At 70.2% G+C, this 24,105-nt stretch carries 19 protein-coding genes; 5 read left to right on the forward strand and 14 right to left on the reverse strand.

Translation table 11 applies throughout. The features are described from left to right. Positions 1-7 precede the first annotated feature (7 nt). Positions 8-727, reverse strand: a complete 720-nt coding sequence (locus IEY36_RS03135) for a tetratricopeptide repeat protein (RefSeq protein ID WP_188965434.1) — start codon at positions 725-727, stop codon at positions 8-10. Positions 728-1,425: 698 nt separating this feature from the next. Between IEY36_RS03135 and IEY36_RS03140 the strand changes: the two genes are divergently transcribed. The 5 genes from IEY36_RS03140 (at position 1,426) to IEY36_RS03160 (ending at position 8,235) form a co-directional block, all read left to right on the forward strand. Then, the gene (locus tag IEY36_RS03140) at positions 1,426-1,653 is read left to right on the forward strand and encodes a hypothetical protein (RefSeq protein ID WP_188965435.1); all 228 of its coding nucleotides are present in this window, start codon (positions 1,426-1,428) and stop codon (positions 1,651-1,653) included. Between the two features lie 336 nt (positions 1,654-1,989). After that, positions 1,990-3,246 (forward strand): hypothetical protein, encoded by a 1,257-nt coding sequence (locus IEY36_RS03145; RefSeq protein ID WP_188965436.1) that lies wholly within the window; start codon positions 1,990-1,992, stop codon positions 3,244-3,246. Further along, the gene (locus IEY36_RS03150) at positions 3,246-6,431 is read left to right on the forward strand and encodes an ATP-binding protein (protein WP_188965437.1); all 3,186 of its coding nucleotides are present in this window, start codon (positions 3,246-3,248) and stop codon (positions 6,429-6,431) included. Before IEY36_RS03145 ends, IEY36_RS03150 begins: the two co-directional genes overlap by 1 nt. A gap of 36 nt (positions 6,432-6,467) precedes the next feature. Then, positions 6,468-7,535, forward strand: coding sequence for a hypothetical protein (locus IEY36_RS03155; RefSeq protein ID WP_188965438.1), 1,068 nt, complete (start codon positions 6,468-6,470; stop codon positions 7,533-7,535). 418 nt (positions 7,536-7,953) lie between these two features. After that, positions 7,954-8,235 carry a hypothetical protein gene (locus IEY36_RS03160; protein ID WP_188965439.1) on the forward strand — a complete coding sequence of 94 codons (282 nt, stop codon included), beginning with the start codon at positions 7,954-7,956 and terminating at the stop codon, positions 8,233-8,235. Positions 8,236-8,485: 250 nt separating this feature from the next. Here IEY36_RS03160 and IEY36_RS03165 read toward each other — a convergent pair whose 3' ends face one another. The 13 genes from IEY36_RS03165 to IEY36_RS03225 are packed head-to-tail and all read right to left on the reverse strand — an operon-like array spanning position 8,486 to position 24,101. Next, positions 8,486-12,190, reverse strand: coding sequence for a WD40/YVTN/BNR-like repeat-containing protein (locus tag IEY36_RS03165; protein WP_188965440.1), 3,705 nt, complete (start codon positions 12,188-12,190; stop codon positions 8,486-8,488). 9 nt (positions 12,191-12,199) lie between these two features. Then, positions 12,200-13,645: a collagen-like domain-containing protein gene (locus IEY36_RS31055; RefSeq protein WP_188965441.1), complete on the reverse strand. Its 1,446-nt coding sequence runs from the start codon at positions 13,643-13,645 to the stop codon at positions 12,200-12,202. Positions 13,646-13,656: 11 nt separating this feature from the next. Further along, a complete protein-coding gene (locus tag IEY36_RS03175) occupies positions 13,657-15,276 on the reverse strand; it encodes a serine/threonine-protein kinase (RefSeq protein ID WP_188965442.1) in 1,620 nt (539 codons plus the stop codon). 4 nt (positions 15,277-15,280) lie between these two features. Beyond that, positions 15,281-15,838 carry a hypothetical protein gene (locus IEY36_RS03180; protein ID WP_188965443.1) on the reverse strand — a complete coding sequence of 186 codons (558 nt, stop codon included), beginning with the start codon at positions 15,836-15,838 and terminating at the stop codon, positions 15,281-15,283. Positions 15,839-15,860: 22 nt separating this feature from the next. After that, complete coding sequence (locus IEY36_RS03185; RefSeq protein WP_188965444.1) at positions 15,861-16,568, reverse strand: carboxypeptidase-like regulatory domain-containing protein; 708 nt, start codon at positions 16,566-16,568, stop codon at positions 15,861-15,863. A 16-nt stretch (positions 16,569-16,584) separates the two neighbouring features. After that, positions 16,585-18,204: a hypothetical protein gene (locus tag IEY36_RS03190; protein WP_188965445.1), complete on the reverse strand. Its 1,620-nt coding sequence runs from the start codon at positions 18,202-18,204 to the stop codon at positions 16,585-16,587. Further along, entirely contained in the window at positions 18,201-20,051 is a 1,851-nt protein-coding gene (locus IEY36_RS03195; RefSeq protein WP_188965446.1) for a baseplate J/gp47 family protein, read from the reverse strand. Before IEY36_RS03195 ends, IEY36_RS03190 begins: the two co-directional genes overlap by 4 nt. After that, complete coding sequence (locus IEY36_RS03200; protein ID WP_188965447.1) at positions 20,048-20,503, reverse strand: GPW/gp25 family protein; 456 nt, start codon at positions 20,501-20,503, stop codon at positions 20,048-20,050. The genes IEY36_RS03195 and IEY36_RS03200 overlap by 4 nt, the downstream gene beginning before the upstream one ends. After that, positions 20,503-20,838 (reverse strand): hypothetical protein, encoded by a 336-nt coding sequence (locus tag IEY36_RS03205; RefSeq protein WP_188965448.1) that lies wholly within the window; start codon positions 20,836-20,838, stop codon positions 20,503-20,505. Before IEY36_RS03205 ends, IEY36_RS03200 begins: the two co-directional genes overlap by 1 nt. Positions 20,839-20,849: 11 nt before the next feature. Continuing rightward, on the reverse strand, positions 20,850-21,518 hold the full coding sequence (locus IEY36_RS03210; protein WP_188965449.1) for a DUF2345 domain-containing protein: 669 nt from the start codon (positions 21,516-21,518) through the stop codon (positions 20,850-20,852). Beyond that, positions 21,515-22,537, reverse strand: a complete 1,023-nt coding sequence (locus IEY36_RS03215; RefSeq protein ID WP_188965450.1) for a hypothetical protein — start codon at positions 22,535-22,537, stop codon at positions 21,515-21,517. The genes IEY36_RS03210 and IEY36_RS03215 overlap by 4 nt, the downstream gene beginning before the upstream one ends. Beyond that, a complete protein-coding gene (locus tag IEY36_RS03220; protein WP_188965451.1) occupies positions 22,534-23,607 on the reverse strand; it encodes a hypothetical protein in 1,074 nt (357 codons plus the stop codon). Before IEY36_RS03220 ends, IEY36_RS03215 begins: the two co-directional genes overlap by 4 nt. Continuing rightward, the gene (locus IEY36_RS03225; RefSeq protein WP_188965452.1) at positions 23,607-24,101 is read right to left on the reverse strand and encodes a hypothetical protein; all 495 of its coding nucleotides are present in this window, start codon (positions 24,099-24,101) and stop codon (positions 23,607-23,609) included. Before IEY36_RS03225 ends, IEY36_RS03220 begins: the two co-directional genes overlap by 1 nt. Between the last annotated feature and the right edge of the window lie 4 nt (positions 24,102-24,105).

Below are 24,105 nucleotides of genomic sequence, written 5' to 3' on the forward strand. Positions count from 1 at the left end.
GACGGTCTCAACGCTCCGCGGCGAGGAGGGTCATGAGGTCGGGGTTGGCGCGCGTGAACGCTGCCTGTGCGACGAGGGCGAGGACGACATCGCGCCGCCGCGGGCAATCCCGCAGCAGGGAAAGGGACTCCGCCGGCCCGGTTGGCGCCCGGTGCAGCAGGAGGGCGAGCAAATCCAACACGTCGTTCAGCGTCGGCGGCAGATCGATCGGATCGGCGGCCTGCGGCACCGGCATCGGCAGGCTTGGCGGTTCGTCACGCGCCTGGGCGCAGGCCGCGATATGGCGGTGCAGGTCCGCAGCCGGGCCGCCGAGCGCGAGAGCGGAGCGGTAGTGGGCCTCGGCCTCCGCCCATTTGCCCTGCTCCTTCAGGCAATGGGCATATTGCGTGATGTAGCCGCAATGCAGCCGGTACAGGCCGAGTGCGCTCCAGTAGAGAAACTCTCCCTGGAGGAAGTTCCGAGCATCGCGCGCCGCGTCTGCTTGCGCCACCAGGGACAGGAATTCGGGGTCGAGCGCCGTCGCGGCAAGCGTCGTTTCGACCGCCACGGCCCGGGAGGCGGCCTTGTCGGGCAGGGCCCGCAGCAGGAGCAGGGCCTCGCCGGTTTCGCCGCCGGCAAGCAGGACGGCGGCCCGTGCGATATCGTCGGACAGACCGGCCATGTTGGCGGCGAGTGGAGGCGCTTCGGCACGTCCCTCGCGGATCAGTGTGATGCTGTCGGTCGCCATTTCCTCACAGGCGCCAACCGGCGCCCTCCTAATAGTTGATTATTTCTTCTGTTTCTCAACTTCCGTATGCTGGCGACGCCTTCCCGACGCAACCGTAATCAAGGCATCGCGAGCTTGGCATGGTGGACCAGGGTTGGAGGCCAGCGGCGCCGGGATCAGGCGGCATTGTCTTCGGAACAGGATGAAGGACTGGTTACCGCGCCGTAAGTCTGGCGCGCCATTCCATGGCAAGATCGGCATATTTCCGTTGCCGCCGGCCATACCGCGCGGTCGGCGATAGCCTCATGGTCGAGCGAACTGGCGTGGTGGCGCGGGTGTGGCACACCGTCCCCGGCGCTGGTCCGGTCGAGTTGCACGCCATCGTCACCGCGCTCGCCGATGCATATGGCGTGGCGGAAGCGGAGGAGACGACGCGGGTTCAGGCCAACGCCAAGCGAGCGCGCGTTGCTCTGCCAATTCGGAACAGGCCCCCGATAATAAGGACCGCGAAATGCCAGCAGCGGGCGGCAACCGCGCGGTCGTGACCGCACCCTTGGCAGAGGTTGAGGAGCGTCCAAGTCCGCGGATCAGCATCAGGAAGATGAAGATGCCCAGCGAGTTCGAGAACGTGATAGAGGAACTGAGGGTCGGCCAAGCCATCACCAACCGGTGCGCCGGCTCGCACAATTTCCTCTGGTCGCCGCCGGGCGGCCGGTCTGATGCCGATGCCCGACGCCAAGCGTGGAGCAGGCCAGCAGGGCCGGCATCCCCTGTCGGCGGCGAACCGGAAGCGGGTTCTCGCCGGCCTGATGCAGCGGGCGGAGGACGGTGACGCGGCTTCCGCCGAGGCGCTGGTCCGCCTGAGCCTCTCCGTGGAGGCCACCGCGGCGAAGGGACCGCGCCACCGCGGCCGTACCGCCAAGGCGACCTCGCCGCGCAGCGAGTAGCGCCGCCATCGACGGCAAGCCGACCTTGCCCGAGCTTTTCCACTACGGCCGTCAGGACATGCGCCTGACGGTCGCAGGCTTTGCGCGGCTTTGACGATCGGCCCGCGACAAGCGACCGGAGCCGCATGAAGTCTGATGGCTTTGCAGCGGGTGCCCGGTTGGCGCCGAAAATGCCGGTGAGGAACAGGCCCCACTCACGCTGGCCGGCCACGAATGAAGAAAGGTCTGCGCACGCTGGCTTCTCGACCACCCGCGCACGATGTGTGCGAGAAGACACGTTTTTCCGTTGAAGATTGTGGGCAAATTGTGGCGAGATGTTGCGGCGGAGCAACGGCCATGGACTTCAAGCTGATCGTGGAGAGCCTCGGCGACCGGGAAGTAAAACTTTCTTGGTCGACGCGGGATCCGGATTGGGATGCTGGTACATACATGGTCGACCGCGCCAATCTGTTGCGCGCGAGTGAGGATCTACGTCGAGAGCTGCGAGACATCACCAACCTCGCGCTCGACGCCCAGAGGAGAGGCGCCGTACCGGATTTCGTCGCCCGGCTGGAGTCGCTTCGCAGCGCCGGCGCGGTATTGTTCAGTGCTATCTTCGACGCGCAGGGTGGTGAGCAAGACCAAGCGAGGGCGATCCGGGACGAGTTGCAGAACCATGCCCGCCGGATGGCCGCCGGCGAGGCCACATCGGTCAATCTTGCAATCGTGCTGCGCGACGACGGTGTGCTGGTGCCTTGGTCCTTTGTCTTCGATGCAGACGCCGTGCCGGACAACGTCGATGAGGCTCCGGACAGCCGCCGCGCGCTGCGCCTTCGCGATTTCCAAGGATTCTGGCTTTCGGATTTCCGCATCCGCCAGCGCTTCGCGGGTCTCGACCGACTGCCCAACATGCCCCGAGCGACGCCAGATTTCCGCGGCCTGCACATCGTCAATGAACAACTCTTTTCTGACGCGATGAGCGTCTTGCGCGATCGTGCAAACGCTGCGGATCGAGTGAAGGATGTCTTTTTCCGGCCCGTGCGCGGAAGCAGTCTTGTGCGCGACTGGGCGGCGACGCGGGCGGAATGGGCGCGCATCAGGGACACCAACGACAGCTTGGTATTCGTGTTCGGTCACTCCGATGGCGAGACGCTGGAGCTGGGCGAGACGTCCGCTGGTCAGGATCGCCGACGGTACGCGATGAGTTCAGCCGCTTTCCGCGACCTGATCCGGAAAGTGAACGCGAACAGCGCTTCAATCTGCTTCCTGAACGCCTGTCGCACCGCCTCGCCGGACCCGAACGCCGGCGGAGCGCTGTTCAACGCAAGCTTTCTTAAGGCAACGCGGCAGAAGGGCTTCCATGGCTTCATTGGCACAGAAGCCGAGGTCGGGAACGCGGATTCACTGCAGTTCGCCTCCGAGTTCCTGTACCTCGTCTACGCTGAAGGCTTCTCGCTGGGCGACGCGTTCGATGCGCTTGCCTCTCGCGAAGACCTGCTGCCGTTCAATCTCTACTACTCATGCTTTGCGGTGCCGGAATTCCGCATACCGAAGCCTGAAGTCGTCAACACGGGAGCTGCATTCGACCCGCCGGTCTTGGCGGAGCATGGCTAATGGCAATCCTGATGTCCGCGCCGGAAGCTTTCTCAACCCAGGAGGCCCCCCCCGCATCGGGAACGCGGAGCGTCTGGCCGCGCGAACCCTACAAGCGACTGGACTTCCTTGAGGCGCGCGACGCTGCGTTGTTCAGCCAACGCGACCGGGAAGTTCACGAAGTGGCCGGTTTGGTCGAGGACGCGTCTACTCGGATCCTTCTGCTCCATGGTCTTAGCGGCGTCGGCAAGTCCTCGTTTCTGCGGGCGGGGTTGGTGCCGCTGCTCTCAATGCCGGATCGTGATGTACCCTTCTTCCTACTGCGCAAGGAGCGTGGCAGCGGCGAGCCAATCTTTCTCCGCGCGACAGACGATCCGATCGGTCAGCTGCATGCGGCCGTGCTCGACGCAGCCGAGGGCGACCGGCGAATTGCGGACGATGTGCGTGTGCACATGCGCAAGGAACTCGCCGTGCCTGACGGTCCGCGCGACGGTCTCGACCGAAACGTCCTCGCGGCCGGGCTGACGCGTGCGATCGCCCACATGCAGCGCCGGTTGCCCGGCAGCCTTCTTCTGATCGTCGACCAGGCCGAGGAGGTGCTGACGCTGGGGCAGTCCCGCGACCCGCAGGACCGCGCCGCGGCGTTCTTTGCCTGGCTCGAGGAGATTGTGCGCGAGCGCCTCGACATTCGGCTGATCATCACGCTGCGAACGGAATATGTCGGCCAGTTCGGCGCACGTCTGTCGATGCAGCCAACACGGACCGTCACCGCGGCGGTAAACGCTCGCGCCGGGCTTGAAGATTATCTCCTCAATCCGCTGAACGACGAGAATCGACTGGTCGACATCATCCTGCGGCCGACGCAACAGGAAGCAGTCGACGCATATCCACCGCCCTTCGAGACCTATCACTTCACTTTTGAACCGGGCCTCGCCGAACACATCGCCAGGGATTGCCTGAACCAGGCGCGCGGCACCAGCGCGCTGGCGCTTGTGCAGGTGGTCTGCGCCGACCTCTACGACGCTGCCCGTGCGCGCGTGGAACGCCGGAATGGCGGCGCGGTCGTGGTCACGGCTGCAGACTATAGGGGCCGCGGTGTCGATGTGGCACTCGATTCATACATCGACACCGGCATCACGCATGCGGTGGACCTCCGGGAGCCCGCGCGCATCAGCCCCGACCAGCTCGAGCGTTGGCGCGAAGTGCTGTCGGCCCTCGTCGCGCGTGACGAGGGCGGCGCCGTTCGCACCCAGATGCTGCCACGCGCGGCGTTGCTGGATGCGGCCGGTCAGGTGCGTCTCGGCCGGGATGCCGTCGCGGTGATCGATCGCATGCCAGGGCAGCGCTGGCGCCTTCTGCGTCGCGCACCCTGGCAGGGTGATGGCGATGCCGGATTGAGCCTGGGCCATGACGTGATCGCCGGCGCCCTGGCGCGCTGGAAGGAAGCCGAGAAACCTAGGCGGGAGGCAAAACGCAGCCGCCGCCGGGCACGCCTTGCCATCGTTGCCGCCCTTGGCGTGACCATTCTGTCCGTTGTCGGCGTTGGCGCCTGGAGCATTCTGTCGACAAAGCAGACCATGCACCGACTGACCGAGGCGGCCCGGCTGAACAACGCTGAACTTCGCTTGCCGCTGCTGTTGGTGGCCGAAGCGATGAACGAGGCGCGCGACGCTCCCTTCTTCGTCAGCCCGTTCATCAGCGCTGACCGCGAAGATGCCCGCCGCGTTATGGTGGAAACGTTGATCACCTCGCCAGTGCTGGGCGACACCTTTGCGGCGGTCGGTTACGACCGGGCGCGACGGATGGTGGCGACATTGTCCCGGGAGGGTCGCCGGCAGGTGATTCGCGTTCACGCCTTCGGGGCCTCCCGCGCCCCGCCGGTGACCGTGCTCGATGAGGCTTGGCTGCCACCTAATGACCCGCCGGGCCAACCGCCGGCACTGGGAATCCTGGCGCCATCCGCCGGCATGCCACCGCTGGTCGTGCTGTATGAAGACCAGGTCCTTCGGATGTGGCCGCTGCCCATTCAGCCGGGTGGCAGCACACAATCGGCTGCGCCGACAGGCGAACTGGCGGCCACGGTCGTCACATGGCGCGGTGCGGGCCCACGGGCGCCGGTGCCCGGCGCCCGTGAGCTGCTCCTGCCGTCGGATTTCATCGAGAACCCGCCCTTCCCGCCGATGGGTGAGGTCGACGGCGGCAGGCTGCATTTCCTCCATTGGGTCATGGTTGGCGGCCGGCTGGAGAGGTTGCGGATTTTGCGCACCTCCGCCCGGGCTCCGCAGGACGGGCTGCCGGTGATCGAACCGGTCCATAGCGAGAATAACCGCATGGCCTGGGAAACGAGTGGCTCCTATGGCGGTACCCGCATGCCGGTGATCGACGAGGGATGCGGAGGTCGGTACGCGTTCCTGGGAATTCCGAAGGGGCAGCCCGGCACCAGCGCGACCCTGAACGTCTACCGCGGCGGCTTCGGCACAACCCAGGTGATCGAGACCCCGCTGAGTGACGCTGGCTCATACGACCCGACGGCCCCTTCCGCCTGGTCGGTCGCTCACACGCCCGATTGCCGCTATCTCGTGGTCCGCGACGCGTCCGCGTCACTGCGCGTGATCCCGGTGGCCGAGCCCGATGCGCCGGCCGGAGCGGGCCCCCTGCGCCGCACATTGAGGCGCCGGATCACGGTGCCATCACAACTCGCGCAAGTCGTACCTGCCGGCTATTCGATGGCGCAGCCGTTCCTGGCCGCGGCCACCGCTTCCGCGGCGGACGGGGCCGAAATGCTCCGCGTCGCCTGGTTGGTGCCCAGCGGGGTAGCCATGATCGAAGCGGGGTTCGCACTCGGGGAACAGGCCGAGTTGGATCCTTCACGCCTGCTTTTTGCGGACCTTCCTCGCGGCTCCGGCTGGGGACGCCTTTCGTTCAGTGAAGACGGTGCGCTGCTATTCGTCGAGGCGCGCGCCGGCTTCGCGGATCAGGCTGTGCAGCTGCGCGTCTTCGATCTGCGCAGTGAGGCACGCCGTCGTGCGCTGCAGTCCCGCAGCGATGCCGAGTTGTTCGCCCTCGGCTGCGATACGGCCGCCACGGCAGGGGAGCTCGGCAACCAGATGACACTGGTCGAACAACTGGCATGGCTAAATGAACGGCCGATCATCAAGAATGGTAGGTCGAGCGCGCGTCAACCATGCCCCCAGGCCGCGCGGTAACCCGCGAGCTGGATTGCACCTGAAGGGAGCCATGCCATGACGGCCGTCTTGGATCGCATTGCGCGCTTCGTCGGCGGGCTGACCGCCGGACCCACGCCACTTCCGACCGTCGCGACCCTGCCGGCCGCGCAGTGCCTGCCGCCCGGCAGCGCGGAAGCCGAGATCCCGCGCGACGCAGCGTATTTCACGCTGCGGGTGAACGAGCTGCATCTGGCACAGGGGCGTGAACTCTGGGCGACCTATGACCCGATGGTGATCGTTACCTCCAACTTCATCCACGGCACCGAGCGCATCACGGTGCCGTTCGTCGTCGGCCCTTCGCTCCTGAAGGAGCACGCTGGCGCCGGCGTGCCCCACGGCGTGCTGATTCAGGACACCACGGTCGCCGGTCCCTATCCCAACCGAGGCGGGTCTGTGGCAATAGCCATCGTGCTCTACCGCGTGCGACGGGACGACTACGCGCGTAAGCTGCTGCAAATCGTCGAGGGTGTATCGGGCGCAATCGGCCCAGCGGCAGACATGGGATTGCTGTCGAAGGTTGGCGGCCCGATGCTCGATGGGCTTGAGGCCCTGCTGGGCATGGGCGCAACAGTACCGATTGCCGGACATCGGATCGAGTATGACACGATGATCCAGGGCGGCCTGCGTTCCTGGTACGCGGCCCTGATCGACGCGCCACGCGTCGATCCCAAGGCGCTGTGCGTCGAGCATGGCCGGCTCCTGCATGCCAACGGGGAAGGCCGGCAGCCGGTTCGCGATGCTGACTACGTTTTGTACAGCCTTACGGGTCAGGTCAGCCGCGAAGACGAACGGACCTTGCCCTTCTATGCGATGTACCTGCGCGCCGTGCGCGACGCCGCCGCCGGGACGGATGAGGCATGGAAGGCGGCAAAGGCAACCCTCGCTGAATGCTGGCAGCAGATGGCCGTTAGTCCGGACCTCACTCCCGGCCAAGCCGGATCCCTGATCGACAGCTATCGTACCGAACTGCTGGCCACCCGCGATCGCGCGCGCAAACTGTCGGAACTCTCGGTCGGCCGACCGTCCGAAGTGCCAAAGGACGCATCGCGCTTTTCGACAGCGTCCGCGCTGCTGGATCTTTAGAGGGATGTCCGACGTTCATGAATCAGCGCTGGTCGCGAAGGCACTGCGCCGTTCTCGGGTATCGCGCTCTGCCGATCGAACCCGACGGGAGATCCATGCACGCTTGGCACGAACTCCGTAAGTGTCCTCCCTCGGCTGGCTTGTGGCGCGGTGCGCTGGTCTGCTGACCTGCGCGGCTGCCGGGCGGCGCGGATGTCGGTTGTCGCCCTTACGCATAGGGGTATGGACGTTGCCGGACGTCAGCGGGGTGAGTTGATCAGCGTGGTGCAGCCGCGTCGCCGCTGGCCGACGGAGCAGAAGCTGGCGCTGGTTGAGGAGGCGATGCGGGCGGGCTCGTCGGTGGCGGGTTCTGGATCAACGCCACACCGTCCACCGTGCGCTCCACACCGACGCAGGCCAGCGCTGGAGCCCGCTCCACATGCGGACCGACGACGACCCCGTCCTCACCCAGCCCTGGGCCGTGGACTTCACGATCGCCGTTAACCGATGGTCGGTTGCGTGGCGCCCCATGTTCGAACGCAACGACCATGTCGGCCTCATGCTGTCGATCATCCCCTGCGAGGCCGCCGAGGAGGTCGAGAAGCTCATCGCCGGACGCCCGCCCGCAGTCCGCAACCTCATTGGCCGCGCCTACCACCACACCCCAAGAGCCGTCTGCGCCATCCGCGCCTACCGGCGACAACACGCCGCACCGCCCTGAACCGACCAACGTCGACCCGGGCCAGCCGTGGGTTCCAGGGAACGGCTACAGCGGATCGGTGGGGAGCCAATTTCAGCTAGCGACGGAGCAGAACGAGAGCCATGACGCGCTCATCGACAGAACGCGGGCCGTCGGTGTCGCCATCAGGCCGTTTATCCAACCCGGTCTCGACAACCCGTTGGAAGCACGGCTGTCCTGACCATCTAACCGCCGTTGCGGGACAGGCTACGGAGACCGCTCTGCTCCGCCGTCACGGTGGCGCTGAGACCCTCATGGCCCGGCAGCCGACATTGTTGGACTCCGGGCTCGTCACCAGGACCCGCCAGAAGGCGGCGAGATCGGTGATGTCCGTGAGCTGCGCCTGCGGGTCGTTGTCGGTGCCGGCCAGCGCCAGCAGCAGCATGCCCTTGTAGGCCTGGCCGGGCGCGACATCCGCCGGCGCGTCGAAGATCAGCCCGGGCCGTGTGAAGCGGGAGGCATTGGCCGGAACCGTCACAGTGGCCGTGCCGATCTCCGTCCATCCGCCGGCCTGCTGGAAATTCGGGAAGACGGCGCGCAGCAGCCGCACCCTGATCTGCTGCTGCGCCGCCTGGCGATTGTGGACGCGGACGAAGATATGGTTACGCGTACCCGCCCGAAGCGTGTCCCCGAGCCGCCGGTCGGTCAGTGAGGCGAAGGCGGTATCAGGGTTGGCCTCGGCCGCCTGGCGCACGACGATGTCGTGACTGCGCGCGCCCCAGGCGATGGCGCCAACCTCGCCGGTGTCATCCACCGCGTCGCGCGTGAACAGCGCACCCTGGCTGCGCACCAGCCGCATTGCCGCGCGGCGCTCGGCACGCACCAAGCTGGCCGCGCCGTGGGCCCGCGGATCGACCTGCAGGGTCGGCGCCGGTGCGCCCAGCGCATCGCGGGCGTGGCTGGCGAGCGCCAGCAGCGCAACGTTGCGCGGCAGGTCGAGCGGCGCATTCCAGACGAAGCGCGCCACCTGCGGCTGCTCCGGACCGACCTGGCTGAGCGTCACCTCGCCGGCGCGCTGCCACACGCGGTCCGGTGCCGGGGGCGCGGGATAGGTCGTCCAGAAGTCGGCATCGAGGTCGGGCGCATCGCCGGCCCCGTCCGGCCGCGCGAAATACAGCCCGACCCGCACGTCATCCACACGGTCGAAGCCGGTGTTCTGCACCTGCACATAGACGTGGTTGACGTCGCCGCGCCGCAATACGCCGTTGCGCAGTTGCTCGTCGAACTCGGCGCCGTCCATCACCTGGCCGACATCGAAGGAAACCGGTGCATCGACGCGGATATCGAAGCCACGCTGGTGGTCGAGCGTCACCTGCGGCGCCGCGGCGGGCCCACGCAGCCGCGGGTCGAAAGTGAGGTCCGCCGCACCCGCATGCACCCGGCCGTCATCGACGACGCTGGTGCGGATCAGCAGCCGTACCGCCGGGGTGCCGGCGAGATCCACCTCGAACATGCCGCGGCCGAAGCTTGCTGCGCGCAACAGGCGCTGAGTCACATTGCCGCCGCCGTCGCGGAATTCGGAGAAGGCGAGATCCTGCACCAGCACCAGCGGCATGCCCGCATTCAACGTCCGCCACTGCGCCTGCGGCGCGGGCCCGGCCGCAGCACCCGGAACGACGCCCCGCGCGACATAGACCCCCGCAGGCGTGCCGACATAGAGCGTCTGCGGATCGGTCAGTGCCGCGCCGGCCGTTGGGTCGAAGCGGATACAGGTGGCCGCACTTGGCGGCAGCGAGTCCGCCGCCACCGCCCTGTTCGAGATGTCGAACCAGTTGGCGCCCGCATCGCGCGACAGGAAGGCAGTCGTCACGGGGTTGTCCACCACCACGGCGACGATGTTGGTGTTCTGCGGATGCACCGCGATGTCGGCGATCCGCGTGCCGGCCGGGATCGGCGCCGCGTGCTGCGGTGTCCAGGCCGTGCCGCCATTGGTGCTGCGGAAGATGTCGCCGACGCTGCTGCCGATCCACCAGGTGTTGGCCGCGTCGCTCGCCGCGACCGCGATCGCCGAGACCTCCCCCGCTGCACCGAAGGCCGGCGTGCCGAGCGGGTTGAACACCGTGCCGTTCACCGAGCGGTAGGGCCGATTCTGCCGCGCCACGATCCAGGTGTTGGCAACGCCGGTCACCGCCTCCAGCCGGCCGCCGAACACGCCGCTGTCGGCGGCGACGAAGTTGTTGAAGATCTCCGTCGTGGTCGAGCGCATGGTGCCCATCCCGGGCGTCTCGACATCGGGAATCGGGTTCACCATCGCATTGGGCCCGCCGACGGTGCCTGCCGCGGGTGAATCGATGCGGGAGCGGCGGAGGCCGAACTGCGTGCCCCCCACGCCCTGCGTCGTGGTCAGGAAGCGCCGCGGATCGCCGGGCTCGAAGCCCATCGCCCCGCCGTCGGCAGTGTCGAGATAGTACCAAGATGGCCCGCCATAGCCGACCCAGGTGCCGTTGTCCTGCAGCCCGCCACCGCTGATGAAGGGAAAGGTCGGGTGCACGGTCACGTCGTAGAACTGCGCGCCCAGTATGCCGTGGCTGCGCTTGCGCCAGCGCGTCGCGCCGGCCTGGTCGCTCGCCAGCGCGATGCCGCCGTCATTGGCCGACCAGAGCCGCGTGGTGCGCTCTGCGGCCTGGCGCTGCGGCGTGCCGACCCCGGTATTGGCCAGGAGTTGCCGCACATCCGCGAGATCGAACGTTGCATCATGCTGGTCGGCATGCTGCGAACGGTCGCCGCGGTCGTAATTCGCGCTGTCGATGATGCGCGTCCAATTCGCGCCGCTGTTGACCGAGCGCGCCAGATGCACCGACCCGGCCGCCAGGATCGCCGGATTGGTCGGATGCACCGCGAGCGTCAGGGCGTACCATCCGATAACGCTGCCCTGCTCCGGCCCTGAGGCACGCTGGCGCCAGCGCGCACCACCATTGTCGGAATGGAAGACCCGGCTCGGCGCCCCGCCGGCCAGGGCGGCGATGTAGTAGAGATGCTGCGGCTGCGCCTCGCACAGTGCGAGCTTGATGCGCCCGCTGACATTCGTGACCGCCGGCACCGGCAATGCGACGAAGCCGGCACCCGCTGCCGCCGCCCCGAGCCGTGCCCAGGCGACGCCGGCATTGAGGCGATAGATGCCGGTCGCCGTGTCAAAGGTCGCTCGGAACAGGCCGCCGCCCCGCACGGCCGCGTAGACCGTGAAGGTCGCCGGCGGCGCCGCCTGGGTGCGGTCGCCGAAATCGATCATGACATCCGTGACATCCTGCGGCGCCGCACCGGCCGCGGGGTCGTCGATCACATCGGCCGTCGCGCCGAAGATCGGCGCCGCAGCCGCATTGGCGCCCGGCCCGCTGCGCCACAGCCCGGTCGGCGCGGCGATCCAGGCCCGCTTCGGCTGCCACGGGTCGACGAGGATGCGCTCGAAGCGGTCGGCCAGGATCGGAGCGCCCGCCGCACCCGAGGAAGGCGGCGCAATGCGCGTGAAACGCGCGCCGCCATCGTCCGAGTAGAACAGCCCATGGCCGGCGAAGAAGCCCGGTACATGCTCCCCGGTGCCGACATAGAGGTGCTGCGTCGCGCGGTGGCAGAGGGCGATGGCGCCGACTGGCGCCGCGACCTCCTTGCCCTCGCGCAGCAGCGTACCGAGCGACCGCCAGGTGTCGCCGCCATTCTCGCTCTTCCAGATCCCGCCCTGGCCGCTGCCCGCATAGAGAATGCGCGGGTCCTGCGGATCCTGCACGAAGCAGCGGATGCGCCCGCCGATGTTGCGCGGCCCGATCGGTGCCCAGACAAGCGTGGCGCTCTGCGCGTCGCGCCGCGGCACATCGGCGGCATGGTCGATCGCGGCATCGGATATCCCTGCGAAGGAGGTCTCCGGCAATGGCCGCACAGGCCCCGAGGTGATCCGCGCCTGCGGGTCGTCCTCGGTGAATGGCAGGGGTTCGTCGGCGGCCATCTCTGCCCCCTACGGCGTTGTGAACAGCCAAGTCTCGTGCACGCCGCCCGCGCCCTTGAGCGTCCGCGCCCCGGTCGCGGCGTCGAGGGCGTCGGAGAACATGCGGCCGTCATCGGCCATCAGGTGGCCGGCGTGGATGCGGATCAGCAGCCGTCCACCGGGCCTCATCAGCGCCGCGATCCGCTCGGTGTTGTCGCTCGTGCTCCAGTTGACGACATCCGGCGCGATCTTGGTCGTGCCATGGATCGCCAGCAGCGGCAGGGGCGAAGCCGGCGTCGTGCCCGCCGCGGCGTTCACGGCGAACCACAGCTCGACGATCTGCGGCTGCTGCTCCTGCGTTCGCGCATGGATCGGCCGGGACGGCCGCATCTCCAAGTTCTGCAGTAGCGGCAGGACCTGCGCGAGCGGCAGCGTCACGCCGTGCTGCCAGTTGAGGCGTTCCAGGAAGGGCCAGTCCGCTGCCAGCCCGGGGCCAGCGGGCCCGACCGGCCCACGTGCTCCGGTCGGCCCGGGCTGCCCCTGCTCTCCCGTAGCGCCCGGCGGGCCCGGTGGCCCTGGCGGGCCAGGATCTCCCTGGGCTCCGGGCGGCCCCGGTTGTCCCGCGGCGCCTGTCTCGCCCTGCGCACCGGCAGGGCCGGGCGGCCCCGGCGGCCCCTGCGGACCGGCCTCACCTTGCGTCCCCTGCGGACCAAACGGTCCCGGCAACCCCGGCTCACCCTGCGGGCCAGGCGGCCCGGCCTCTCCCTGCAAACCCGGTGGCCCGGCTGCCCCGGCCTCGCCTTGCGGGCCGGCCGGGCCGGCATCGCCCTGCGGACCCGGTGGCCCGGCTTCGCCCGGCGAACCGGGCGGTCCGGCAGCCCCGGCCTCCCCCTGCGGCCCCTCCGGCCCGGGCGGCCCCAGACCCGCCTCCAGCACAGGCCCGTCGAAGCGCCAGGCGCCGAACTCGTCCTGCACATGCTGTCCCGTGTGCCGGTGATGCCCGGTCGCGGCGAAGATCGCGTCATCTTGCAACAGGCTGCGCGCGCCACCCTCCGCCGGCGCCGGCAGCCGCGCCAGCACCAGCCGGTCGGGGCCTATCGGCGTACCGTCATCGGCCTCGATCGCCGGCGTGGCCACGAGCGTGATGAACGTCGGCTGGCCCGCGACCCGCAATGCCGCCCGGTCCGCATTGACGGCGCCGAGCACCAGTCTGAACGCGCCCTCCCCCGCCGGCAGCGGCAGGGCCGCCTCGGCGTCCAGCGCCAGCCTGACGCCGCCCGGCGCGAAGGCGACGCCGGGGCTCAGCCGCACCACTCCATCGGCCAGGATGGCGCGCAGCCCCCAGGCCACGCGGCCGAGGCCGACCGTGCGGCGCAAATCCATGACAGCCTCGCGCAGCCGGTCCTGCAGATGCTGCAGATGGTCGGCCGTCACCCGGAGGCCGTCGACGAAGATGGATCGGGCATCATCGACCATGGGAATCTCCGTCAGCCCGTCGTCACCAGATCGATCTCACTCAGGCTCAGCAGCATCGCGGCGCCGGCGACGATGGACAGCGCCACGCCGCCCGAAACCGGCACAATCACGCGCAGGCCGGAATCGCCGGGCGTCGCCTCCACAGTCGCGGCGCCGGCGCCGAAGGAGACAGCCGCTATCGGGGTTTCCGCAGCCGGCGTGCCGAACAGACGCACCCGGCCGCGCAAGCGTCCGAAGGGATTGCCCGGCAGCTCCGCGAAGAGGGCCGGCAAGCCGTACCAAGGGCCGGCCTGGGCGCCGGTGCGCAGCGTGCCTGCCGCCTGACCGGCATCGGCCGGGTCGATGGCAGTCGGCCGCCACACGAGGCTGCCGCGCGCCACCAGCAGCGCCGCCCAGAGTGGTGTCGCCGGCATCGCCACCGGTGCGGCGAAGAGGAAGGTCACCCAACGTTCGGGGCCGGCGTCGAGCGCGACCGGCTGGCTCGTGCCCTTGGGCAAGGCTTGGTCCGGAACCCCGGCCTGGTTGCTCGACCACAGGGCGACCGTGGCCTCGGCGCCGCCCACCCCCGCCGCCAGCGGCAGCCGCAGCGCATTGAGCAGGCCGAGCCGGCTTCCCATGGCAAGCCGGACGATCGCCGCTCGGTTCGGATCGACGATGATCTCCGCGAGGTCCGATGCCTCCGGCCCGACCGGCGGCACGGCGCGCTGCGGCGGCGGCGCCCCCTTCACGGTCAGGCGCAGTTCTGTCGCCACCGCTTCCGCCGGCAGGGCTTCAACCTGCGGCAGTAGGCTCCGTGGACCTTCCTCCTCGAAGCCGATGCGCGGCTCCGCCTCGCCATCGATGCGCGCACGCCAGATGCGCCGCAGGCTGCGCCGCGCAACCGGCGCCGCCAGGTTTAGCCGTCCTGCGCTGCGGCTCGTGAGTTCGAGGCGGAAGGATCTCGTCGCGCTCTGCAGAGCATCGCCGGTCAGCGCGCCGAAGGCAGCAGCCAGGTCCACCAGCCGATGCCCGTCCTCGTTGAAGCCCTCAAAGCCCAGCGCCGTACCGGGTTCCAGCCGCACCGCCCCGGGATGGCGCCAGACCGGTGGCCCGCCATCGATGCGCAGCTCGAGGTCGGAAGGCGCATCGGGCAGCACCAGCAACAGCCCCGCGATCAGCTCCGCGGCGTCGCCATTCCCGTTCAGGAGAAGCTGCAGCCGCTCGGTGCGCACCTCGCTCAGCACCGCGGTCGTGCCGCGCGTGAGCGGCCGCGGCACCACATCGGTGAAGGCCATGCCGTTCCAGCTCTTGACGGTCGCGACGGTGAAGCCGCCGGCGGGACGGATCATGCTCACCGTCCGCGGCGTGCCGAAATCGACCACCAGATCCTGCCCACCGGCACCGAGGCGCAGCTGCGCGACGGCGGCGGCGAGCGTCGCGCTTGCCGGCCGCGCGGTGACAATCACCTCCAGCCGATCGACTAGCGCATTGGCCGGCAGGTCCAGCGCCAGACTGCCCTGCAGCGTACCCTCGACGACCAGCTCCGGTTCTCCCAGCCGGTCGATCAGGCGCGAGTGATCCTGCACGAGGAAGGGTCGCGAGCCCTCCTGCTCCAAGATGAAGTCGCCGATGCCTTGGGAGACCTGAACCATGGCGTCAGCGGAAGGCGGCCGCCGATTTCAGCGTCCGGAAGGCGGAACTGAAATCGCGCGCCGGATCGCCGTCATCGACCGTCAGGTCGCGCTCGGTGAAGGCGTTGCGGATGCGCTGCTGCGCTGCCGGCGAGAGCGCCTCCGGCGTCGACGCGTCGAGGATCGCGTTGCGTATCTCGGCATCGCCAAGGAAGTCGTCGGCGATCGCCTGCACCGTGAAGCCGCGGTCCACCAGGCCGCGATGCGGCCGCTCCAGCACATCGAGCGGGATCAGCCGCGCCTCCGCCAGCAGGAGATCGACGGCCACGCCGCGTGCCACGCGCGTGCCCGCCGGTATTGTCTGGGACACCACCCGGCGCAGATCCTCCACTGGCCTGATAACGCCGAGATTGAGCCAGTTCTGCAACGCCGTGGCGTTGGTGGTGACGGCGGGGACCAGCTTGCCCTCGCGCACCACATTCGCCTGTGCCGGCTTCTCGCTGACGTCGATTACCTTAATCGCGCCGCTGACGAAGCGGGTGGTGGAAGTCGTCGCGCTGATGCCGCTCAATCGATCAGACATGGCTCACTCCCGAATTGACATCTCAGCTTCTCGTCGTCACGCGGCCGAGCACGAGGCCGAGTTCGTCGAGCACGCGCCGCGCCTCGTTCAGCGTGAGGCCGGCGAGCGACGGCATCTCCACCGTCGCCTCGACCTCGAGCGCGGCCGAGATGACGAGCTGCGCCCCGGTGCTTGCCGCCACCGGCTCGCCCGGATCCGGCAACTGGACCAGCACCAGGGACTCGCCGAACTCCGCCCCCGGATTGGCGGGCGGCACCTCCCGCCCCGTGATGTCGACGACCCGGCTCGGCACGATGCCGGCAGTCTGCAGGGCCGTGAGCGCCTGGCCGAGGGTCTGCCCGAACAGCGCCGGCATGGCGGGCGCGCTGCGCGCGAGCGTCAGCGTCACGGGCGCGGCCGCGGGCACCGTCACCGCCGCGGTGGCGGGGGTGAAGCCGGGCGCCTCGGCGCGGACCGTGTAGGGGCCCGGCAGCAGATCGAGCAGGGTGAAGCTCTCGCCGGGCGGCACCGGGGCCGCCGCGTCGGTCACGGCACCATCCCCCGCGATGGCGCTGACGCGCACCGCGGCGCCGGCAGGCGGCCCGGCGACGCGCACCTCCAGCCGCGCGCCTGTCGTCGCCTCGATAAAGGCGCGAATATCGACGACCGCGCGGACGATGTCGTTCCATGCCTGGGCAGTGACTGGCTCGCCGGCCCTGGCTTCCCTGGCGGTGAACGGTTGCAGCGCCATGCCCTCCCTCCTCGTCTCAGCCGCCCGAATCCGGGGGCGCCGGCCACAGCGCCATCCCGCCGGCGAGTGCCGCCACGGCGGACGTCTCAGCCGTCCCCAGCGTGCCTTCGCCCAGCACCCAACGCTCGTCTATGAAGGCGACCTCGAGCGCTACGCCCGCCGGCCGGAAGCGATCGACCGCCTGCGCCACGCGGCGGCGCACCTCGGTGCCCTCGGGGTCGTCCACAAAGCCCCGGAAGCGTGCCGGGATCACGAGGCGCAGCTTGTAGGCCTCGTGCTCCATCCAGCTTAGCGCGACCAGCGCGGCAACTGGGGGCGTTTCGCCCGCACCGGCGGTGAAAGCCGATTCGTCGAAGACGCCCTGGAAGGGATGCGGCGTCGCCTCCAGCACCTCGCCGGCCGGATCGCCGGCGGCGAAATGGGCGTCACGCACGAAGAAGGCGAAGCGTGTGACACCGACCGCGACGCCGGGCACGGTGATCGCCTCCCCGGCATGCGGAAAGCTGAACTCGCGGTCGAGCGCCCCGGCCGGCGTCGCCTCGGCGAAACGCGTGGCCTCGTCGTCGAAGCGGAAATCATGCGGGCTCTCCTGCCCGGCCTCGGCGAATACCGCGCCGCGGAAGGCGAAGGCGAAAGAGGTCACGTCCGCTCCGTCGAGCGTCACGCGGCCCTCCTCGTCGAAGACCAGGGTGGCGCCGGGCGGTACCTCTCCCGCGAAGCCGATGCCGTGGCCTTCGTCGCGGTTGACCAGCATCGGGCCGAGGGTGCGCGGCGCCGTCTCGCCCGCGCCGGTGACGCGAAGCTGCAGCAGCGAGCGCTCGAAGCCGCGGCGCAGCAGGTCGAAGAGCTCGCCGGAATGCCGTTCCGCGGGGTCGGTGCCGGTGCGCCGCAGCGGGTTCTCCACCAGGCCCAGCACTTCGGCCGCCGGCGGCAACGGCGGCAGGATGATGGGCCGCGCATCGGGCGTGGGCGCCGGCAAGGGTGGCGGTGTCAGCCGCAGCCTGTCGCGCGCGAAGGCGGCGTGCAGGAACCGGTCGGCGCTGTGCTCGACAGGGCCGAGGTCGAGATCGAGCGCGATCGCCGCCCCGTCCATCAGCGCCGACACCGTGCCATTGCCCTCGGCATGGCGGCGGCAGATGCGGATGACGCGCGCGCGCGCCGCGCCGATGCGCTCGGCATGGCGCAGCGACGCCGTGATGGCGGCGCCGAGCCGGGCGAGCGCATCCGCACCGGCTGCGCCGGCGAGGTCCGGCGCCGGCCCCATCGCGAAGGCGGCCAGCACCGGCGCCGGGACATCGAGACCCCAGAGGGACAGCATATCCTCCGCCGCTGCCAGCGCCGCCGCCCGGTCCGTCTCGGCCTGAAGTGAAGCAAAGGCCGCCGCGACGCGGTCGAACCGTAGGGCAAGCATGGCGAGCTCGCCCTGCCGGATGCCATGCAGCGCGGCCAGCGCGTGGAGGTCGGCGAACTCGTCCGCCTCGCCCAGCCGATGCGCGCGCCGAACCCCGGCGAGTTGCGCCGCCAGCACATCCAGGTCGCGCGCCAGCGCGGCCGTCACCTCGCCGAGCAGCTTGCCGGGCCGCGTCGCCTCCAGATGCGTCGGCAGCCGCGCGAGCATGGTGAGCGGGCGGCTCATGCCCCGGCCTCGCTCGCCAGAGTGACGCTGCCGATCCAGAAGCGCTCCAGCCCCGTCACCGGCAGGGCCGGGTCGCGCTGCAGGACACGCAGTCCGGCATCCTCGTAGCTTACCTGCGTGTGCAGTTCCTGCACGTCGTAGCTGTCCGCCACCACCAGCTTGCCGAGCAGGTAGGCGGGCGTCAGCACGACCGCGCCGCCGCTCTCCTCCGGCGACAATGCGGCCAGAATCCCTCGAAGCTGTGCCTCGATATCCTGCAACGCCGCCTGGCGGTTGGCGTCGACCGGCTCGATCAGCCCGACCCCCTTGAGCCTTATGCGTACCGAGACATCGATCAGCACGAGCAGCCCGCCCACCCGCACGCTGATCGCCCCTGCGGCGGCCCGCGCCGCCGGCAGCGCCGGCAGGATGTTCTTGCGCCGTGGCCCGGCGACGCCCGACGGGCTCATCTCCGCCGCGACGTCGAGCACGCCTTCGATCGCCATCAGCAGCGCGACGAGCTGGTTGTAGACCAGCGCCTGGCCCAGCCCGGCCTCCTCGATGAAGCCGCGCACCGCCGCTTCGCCCGCGACCCGCAGCGCCGTCTGCTCCGCCGCCGAGAGGCCAAGCCTCGCCGGCGCCAGCACGACATCGACATCAACCGGGTAGAACAGCGTCTCGCCGGCGACGATGCGGACAGGATCGAGCCCCTCATCCGGCGCACCACCGGCCGGCGGCGGTGCCGGGCCACCCGGGCGCGGCGGCGCGGCCAGCCGCGCCAGCACCCGCACCCCGGCGGGCCGCGTCGTCTCGATCAGTTCCAGCGCGCGTACCGCGATCGCATCCAAGGCGGGCTGCGCGTCCTCCGGCTGCGGCGGCAGCGTCACGTCGATCTCGATCAGCCCGGGCCGGGCGATCGGGTCCTCGGCCACGCGGATATCCTTCTCGCGCACGCCGGGAATGCTCGACAGGGCGCCAACCAGCGCGCCGGTCGTCGCCTTGCCCGCCGTCTCAAGTGACCGGCGCAACCGCGCGCGCAGCGCCGCATCGTCCTCCGCGCCGGTCGCGAAGGCCGTTGCCTGCGGATTGGTGATGGTCTCGATGCCGAGCAGTGGACGGTGCAGGATGCCGATCGCCCGCGCCGGCACGATCCCGGCACGGCCGGGAACCAGCGCGCGGATCGGTGCCTCGGCGGAGAGCTCCCCGCGGCGCAGGCTCCGCTGCTCGATGGTCTCGAACAGTACGGGCGGCGCATCGGCGGTCGAGACACGCGTGCCGGCGGGCAGCACGATATCGGCCGGCGCCGGCGTCGCGCGCGCGAAGACGACGCTGCCCGCCGCCGCCCCGGCCGTGACGCGCGCAGCACCCAGCAGCAGGGCGATCTGGTCGAGGTCCCGCCCCGTCGCCGTCTCCAGGAAGGCCGCCTTGTAGATGCCGTCAAGCTGGCCCGACAGCACCGCGTATTCGCGCGCGAAAGTCTCCGCCAGCAGGCGCGTGACGCTGCCGGGGTTGCGGTCGGTAAGGCGCGGCGCGGCCTCCACCAGGCCCTGGTGCTCGTAGTTCACCCAGAAGCGGCTGCCGGCGTCGGGCAGCACCGCGCCGGCCTTGGGCGATCCATCGGCCTGCTGCTGCCACAGCACCATCGCCAGCGCATCGATCTGATAGTCCGTGCCGCTGCGGAAGACGGTGTGCGCGCCGCCCGCGATGCCGTGCACGCGGACCGTGTCGCGCAGCACCGGCGCCGGTGGATCGAGCCGGAACGGCGCCTCCTCCGGCAGGAAACGGAAGCCTTCGCGAACGGTCCCGCCGGTCAGCCCCGTCAGCAGGTCGTCGACGAAGAGGCCGAAAGGCTCGGCGACGAAGGTCATGCGCCGCCCTCCAACATGAAGGGGATAACCAGGTTCAGCGGTACCTGCCGGCCGATCGGCCGGATCGTCAGCTCGATCCGCACGGTCTCCCGTGGCGGGTCGTGATCGGCGCGGACATCGGCGCGCAGCACCTTCTCAATCCGCGGCTCGTCCCGCAGTGCTTGCAGGATATAGAGCTTGATCAGGTTGCGCGTGCGCTCGACATTCGGCTCGCCCATCAGTTCATGGTGGCGCGAGCCGTAATCCGGATGCCCGAGCCCGGCGAGTTCGCCCTTGCGCGTCTTCAGCCGGTTGAACACGGCCTGGGCAAGGTTGCTCTCATCCTCCACGACGTCGAGGTCGGTACGCCGGATGCCGCCCGGCCGCAGCGGCCTGAGGTCGGCATCCTCGCGGAAGGCGCCGAGCAGCCAGTCCAAGGCGAGGTCGCGGCCGAGCACGGGCTTCCTGGCCATCACGGCGCTCCCTGGTCGGTCACGAAGGGCGCTGCCGGCGGCCCGATGATGCTGAGCACGCCGGGGCCCGACGGAATCAGGTCGCCCATCCGCACGAGCGCCTGGCCGTTGATGGTAAGCGAACCGGATCCGCCGCCCGGCCCGATCGGCAGCGGATAGGGCACGCCGCTCACCGAATTCACCATCTGGCAGAGGCTGCCTACGGTCGCGAGCGGCATCCCGTTCGCCGTGGCGACGGTCTGCATCACCTGCGTGATGAAGCCGCTGTCCGGCGGTCCCGCGGCGCCGGGGCTGAGGACGACGGCGCAACCGATACTGACGGGGGAACCTGGCATCGCTTCCTCCCTCATGCCGCCGAGAAGCTGGTCATGCCGGCGATCGTCACCGATGCGCCCTTCAGCTTCGCCTCGCTTTGGCCCTCGATGGTGACCTGGGCGCCCTTCAGGGTGAGCGACGTCGCCGCCTCGATCGTCATGTCGCTGCCCGCCTTCAGCGTGATGCTGCTCTCGGCCTCGACGCTGACCGCCTTGGCGGAGGTCACGGTCACGTCGCCGTCCTGCGCGATCTCAAGCTTGGTGCCGCCGGCCTCGAAGCGCAGCCCGGCATCGTCGATGGTGAGCACGCCACCGCCCGGCGTCGCGATGTGGAAGCGCTTCACCGCCGAATCCTCGTCGTCCGGCGGGACGAAGGAGGCGTCGAGCGCGCCGGCCTCCGGCGGGTGTCGCTCAGCATCGTACAGGCTGCCGACGACGACCGGCGCATGCACGTCGCCATCCACGAACAGCACGACGACGAGATCGCCCGGCCGCGGCAGCAGCGAGAAGCCGAGCCGCGGCACAGCCACCGGGACGCGCGCGAGTTCGAGCCCGCTCGCCCTCAGCCGCAGATCGGCCTGGTGGTTGCCCGCATCGCCGTCGCCCGGATGCACCTGTGTGACGATGCCGAGCTCCGGCGGTCGCCGGGCGGCGATCTCGTCGCGGATGATGGCGCGCAGCACCTCGATCAGCGAGCTCATGGAAAGCCTCCGGCGGAATCGCCTCCGCCCTCGAGCTCCGCCAGGGTGACGAAGCCCGTGCTGCGGCCGAAGGCATGGCGCACGCGGGTGGCGCGCCAGCCCGGCGCGCCCCCACCCAGGCCCGCCACGGCAGCCGTCGCCGCGCCGAGCAACCCGCCCTCGCCGCCTGGCATGTCCTGCAGGTCGACGCCATCTCCGGGCCGCAATTCCGGCCGGCCCCAGAGGGCGATGCGCCCGCATTTCGCCCGCGCCGCGGCCCGCGCGCGCGCAGCCTCCGTCGCCGCATCGGCGGCGGCCTCGCTGGCGATGGCGCCGCGTATGCGGGCCGGTTCCGATGCCGGTCCGAGCGGATCCGCGTTGACCCAGTGCCACCGATCGGTCCCCGCGCTGCTCGCGCTGCCATGCGCGGCCTGCGCCGGGGCCGTCGCCTCCACCGACTGCCCATCGGTAAAGCCGAGCAGGTCGGCGCCGTAGCGGAATCCATGCGCGTCACCACGGCCGCGCGGGCGGAACACCAGCCCGCCATCGACCGCCGCGGCGAGGTCGCATCCTGCCAGCATCGCGAGATCCCGCAGGTGCCACCACACGCTCCGCCGGTTCTCGACGCCGTATTGGCCGAGTTCGAGATCGGAATCCGCCTCCGCCACACTGACGGGGCCGGCCAGGTCGCGCACGATGGCGGCGACCGTCTGATTGAGATAGGCGCGGCTGAGGAACGCGCGATGCAGCGCGACGGTCGGCTCGAGTGCGTCCACCATCACCGTCGTCGCCGTGCGGGCGACGTGCTCCACCACGCCGGTGAACACCGCCGCCTCGCTGTCCGTTGCGCCGAGTGCCAGTTCCAGCCGCGCCCCCGGCGTGGCGTCGGCGAGCTTCGAGCCTGGCCACAGCAGCAGGCGCAGCTCGCCCAGTTCGCCGAGCGCCGTCTCCATCTCCAGTTCGACGAGCCCGGCCTCGGCCGCCGTGAAGCTGCGGCCATCGAGGGTGAGAACGGCGTTCGGGCGGAAGGTGTAGGTCATCCCGCGCCTCCCTCATCAGGCACGCCCTGCCGCCGCGCCTCGCGCCGCAGGATCCGGGCCAGCCGGTCGGAGAGTTCGGCATCGGTTGCGGCGACGCCATTCACGCGCGACAGGATCGGCGCGATCGCATCCGGCGCGGCGTCGGCAGCAAAGGACAGGCCCGGCATGAGCTGCGCGGCCGAGTCTGCCGGCGTGCCGTCGAGGCTCTGCCTCGGAGTCTGCGCCGCACCACCGCCGAAGCGCGCCGCCAAGCGTCGGAAGCCGGAGGCCGGTGCATCCGCCGGCGCGGAAGCCGGGCCGCCCCGTTCGGCGCCGGAAGCGTGCGGCCACGCCGCCGTGCGACGCGTCGCCTCGACCCGCCCGAGGATGCGCAGCAGCCTCTCCTCCACCGGGCCGGCCTGCTGCGCGGCCACCCTCTGCGTCGCCTCTGTCTCATCGAGCGCGGCGAGAAGGGTCGAAACGGGCGGCTGAATGCCGTCCAGCAGAAGCGCGACGGCCTGACGGCCAGCGGCGTTCGGCACGGCGGCGGCGATCGGGCGGCGTGCGGCCTCGGACGCCAGCGCCGCGACCAAACGGTGCGGGATCACATGATCCGGCGCATGCTGCGGCGGCATCGTCGGAAGCGAGGCGTCGGGCAACGCGTGAACGAGAGGCCGGAAACGCACGGCCGGCGCCGCCTGACGTACCGGGCCGCGGTCTTCGGCCGGCATCGCCGCCACGGCTCCCACCGCGGGAAGCGCCGGCCTCGACACGGCCATGGAATGCGCCGCTGCCGACCCCGGTGTCGCCGCCGCGCCCTGCTCCATCAGGCCTACCCGGCGCCGTGCCGTCGGCGCCACGGAGGCCGGTACCCCCACGCTCCGCAGCCTGGCGAGCACGCGGCTGATCGCATCCTCCTCGGCCAAGGGATCGAGCAAGGGCGCGAGCTCCGCCGTCGCCGTGAGGTCGGCAAACCCTTCCGCCATCAGCGGCCGCAACCCTCGTTCCGGCGCCGTCAGCGCACGCATGGTCGCCGCCGGCGCCGCCGCGGCGCGCCACAGATCGCGCAGCAGCGGATGCGGCGCGCCCATCACGGCGCCTCCTGCGGCGCTTCGCCGCGCGCCAGCATCTCGAGGTAGAGCAGCACCTGGCCGAGCGTGAGGTCGCTGCACTGCTGTGGCGTCCAGCCGAACTCGCGCGCCAGCACGAAGCAGGCCCGCGCGATCGGCGCGCGCACCGCCGTCTCCAGCTCATCCTCCCCGACATCGAGGCCCGAAAGCCGGTTGACCTCCTGCACCAGGAAACGCACCAGGCCGGCCGGCAGGCTCGCCACCTGCTCCGTGGTCAGTTCCGGTACGGTCAGCGCCTGCTGGACCATCAGCGCGCTCATCAGCACCTTCTGGTCCTTCGCCGCCTGGGTCAGCCGCTGCACATCCCTGAGCGTCAGCGGGCGCAGCGTCACCTCGCCCATCGCGGCGCCAGAAGCCGCGCCGTCGCCGCCGCGCAACAGCGCCTCCGGGATCGCGACGGTGCGGGTCTGGCCGGCGCCGGCCAGCAGTTCCTGCGCGCTGAGGGGACGTGCCATGATC

It is taken from the genome of Neoroseomonas lacus (genome assembly GCF_014644535.1).
Classification (GTDB): domain Bacteria; phylum Pseudomonadota; class Alphaproteobacteria; order Acetobacterales; family Acetobacteraceae; genus Neoroseomonas; species Neoroseomonas lacus.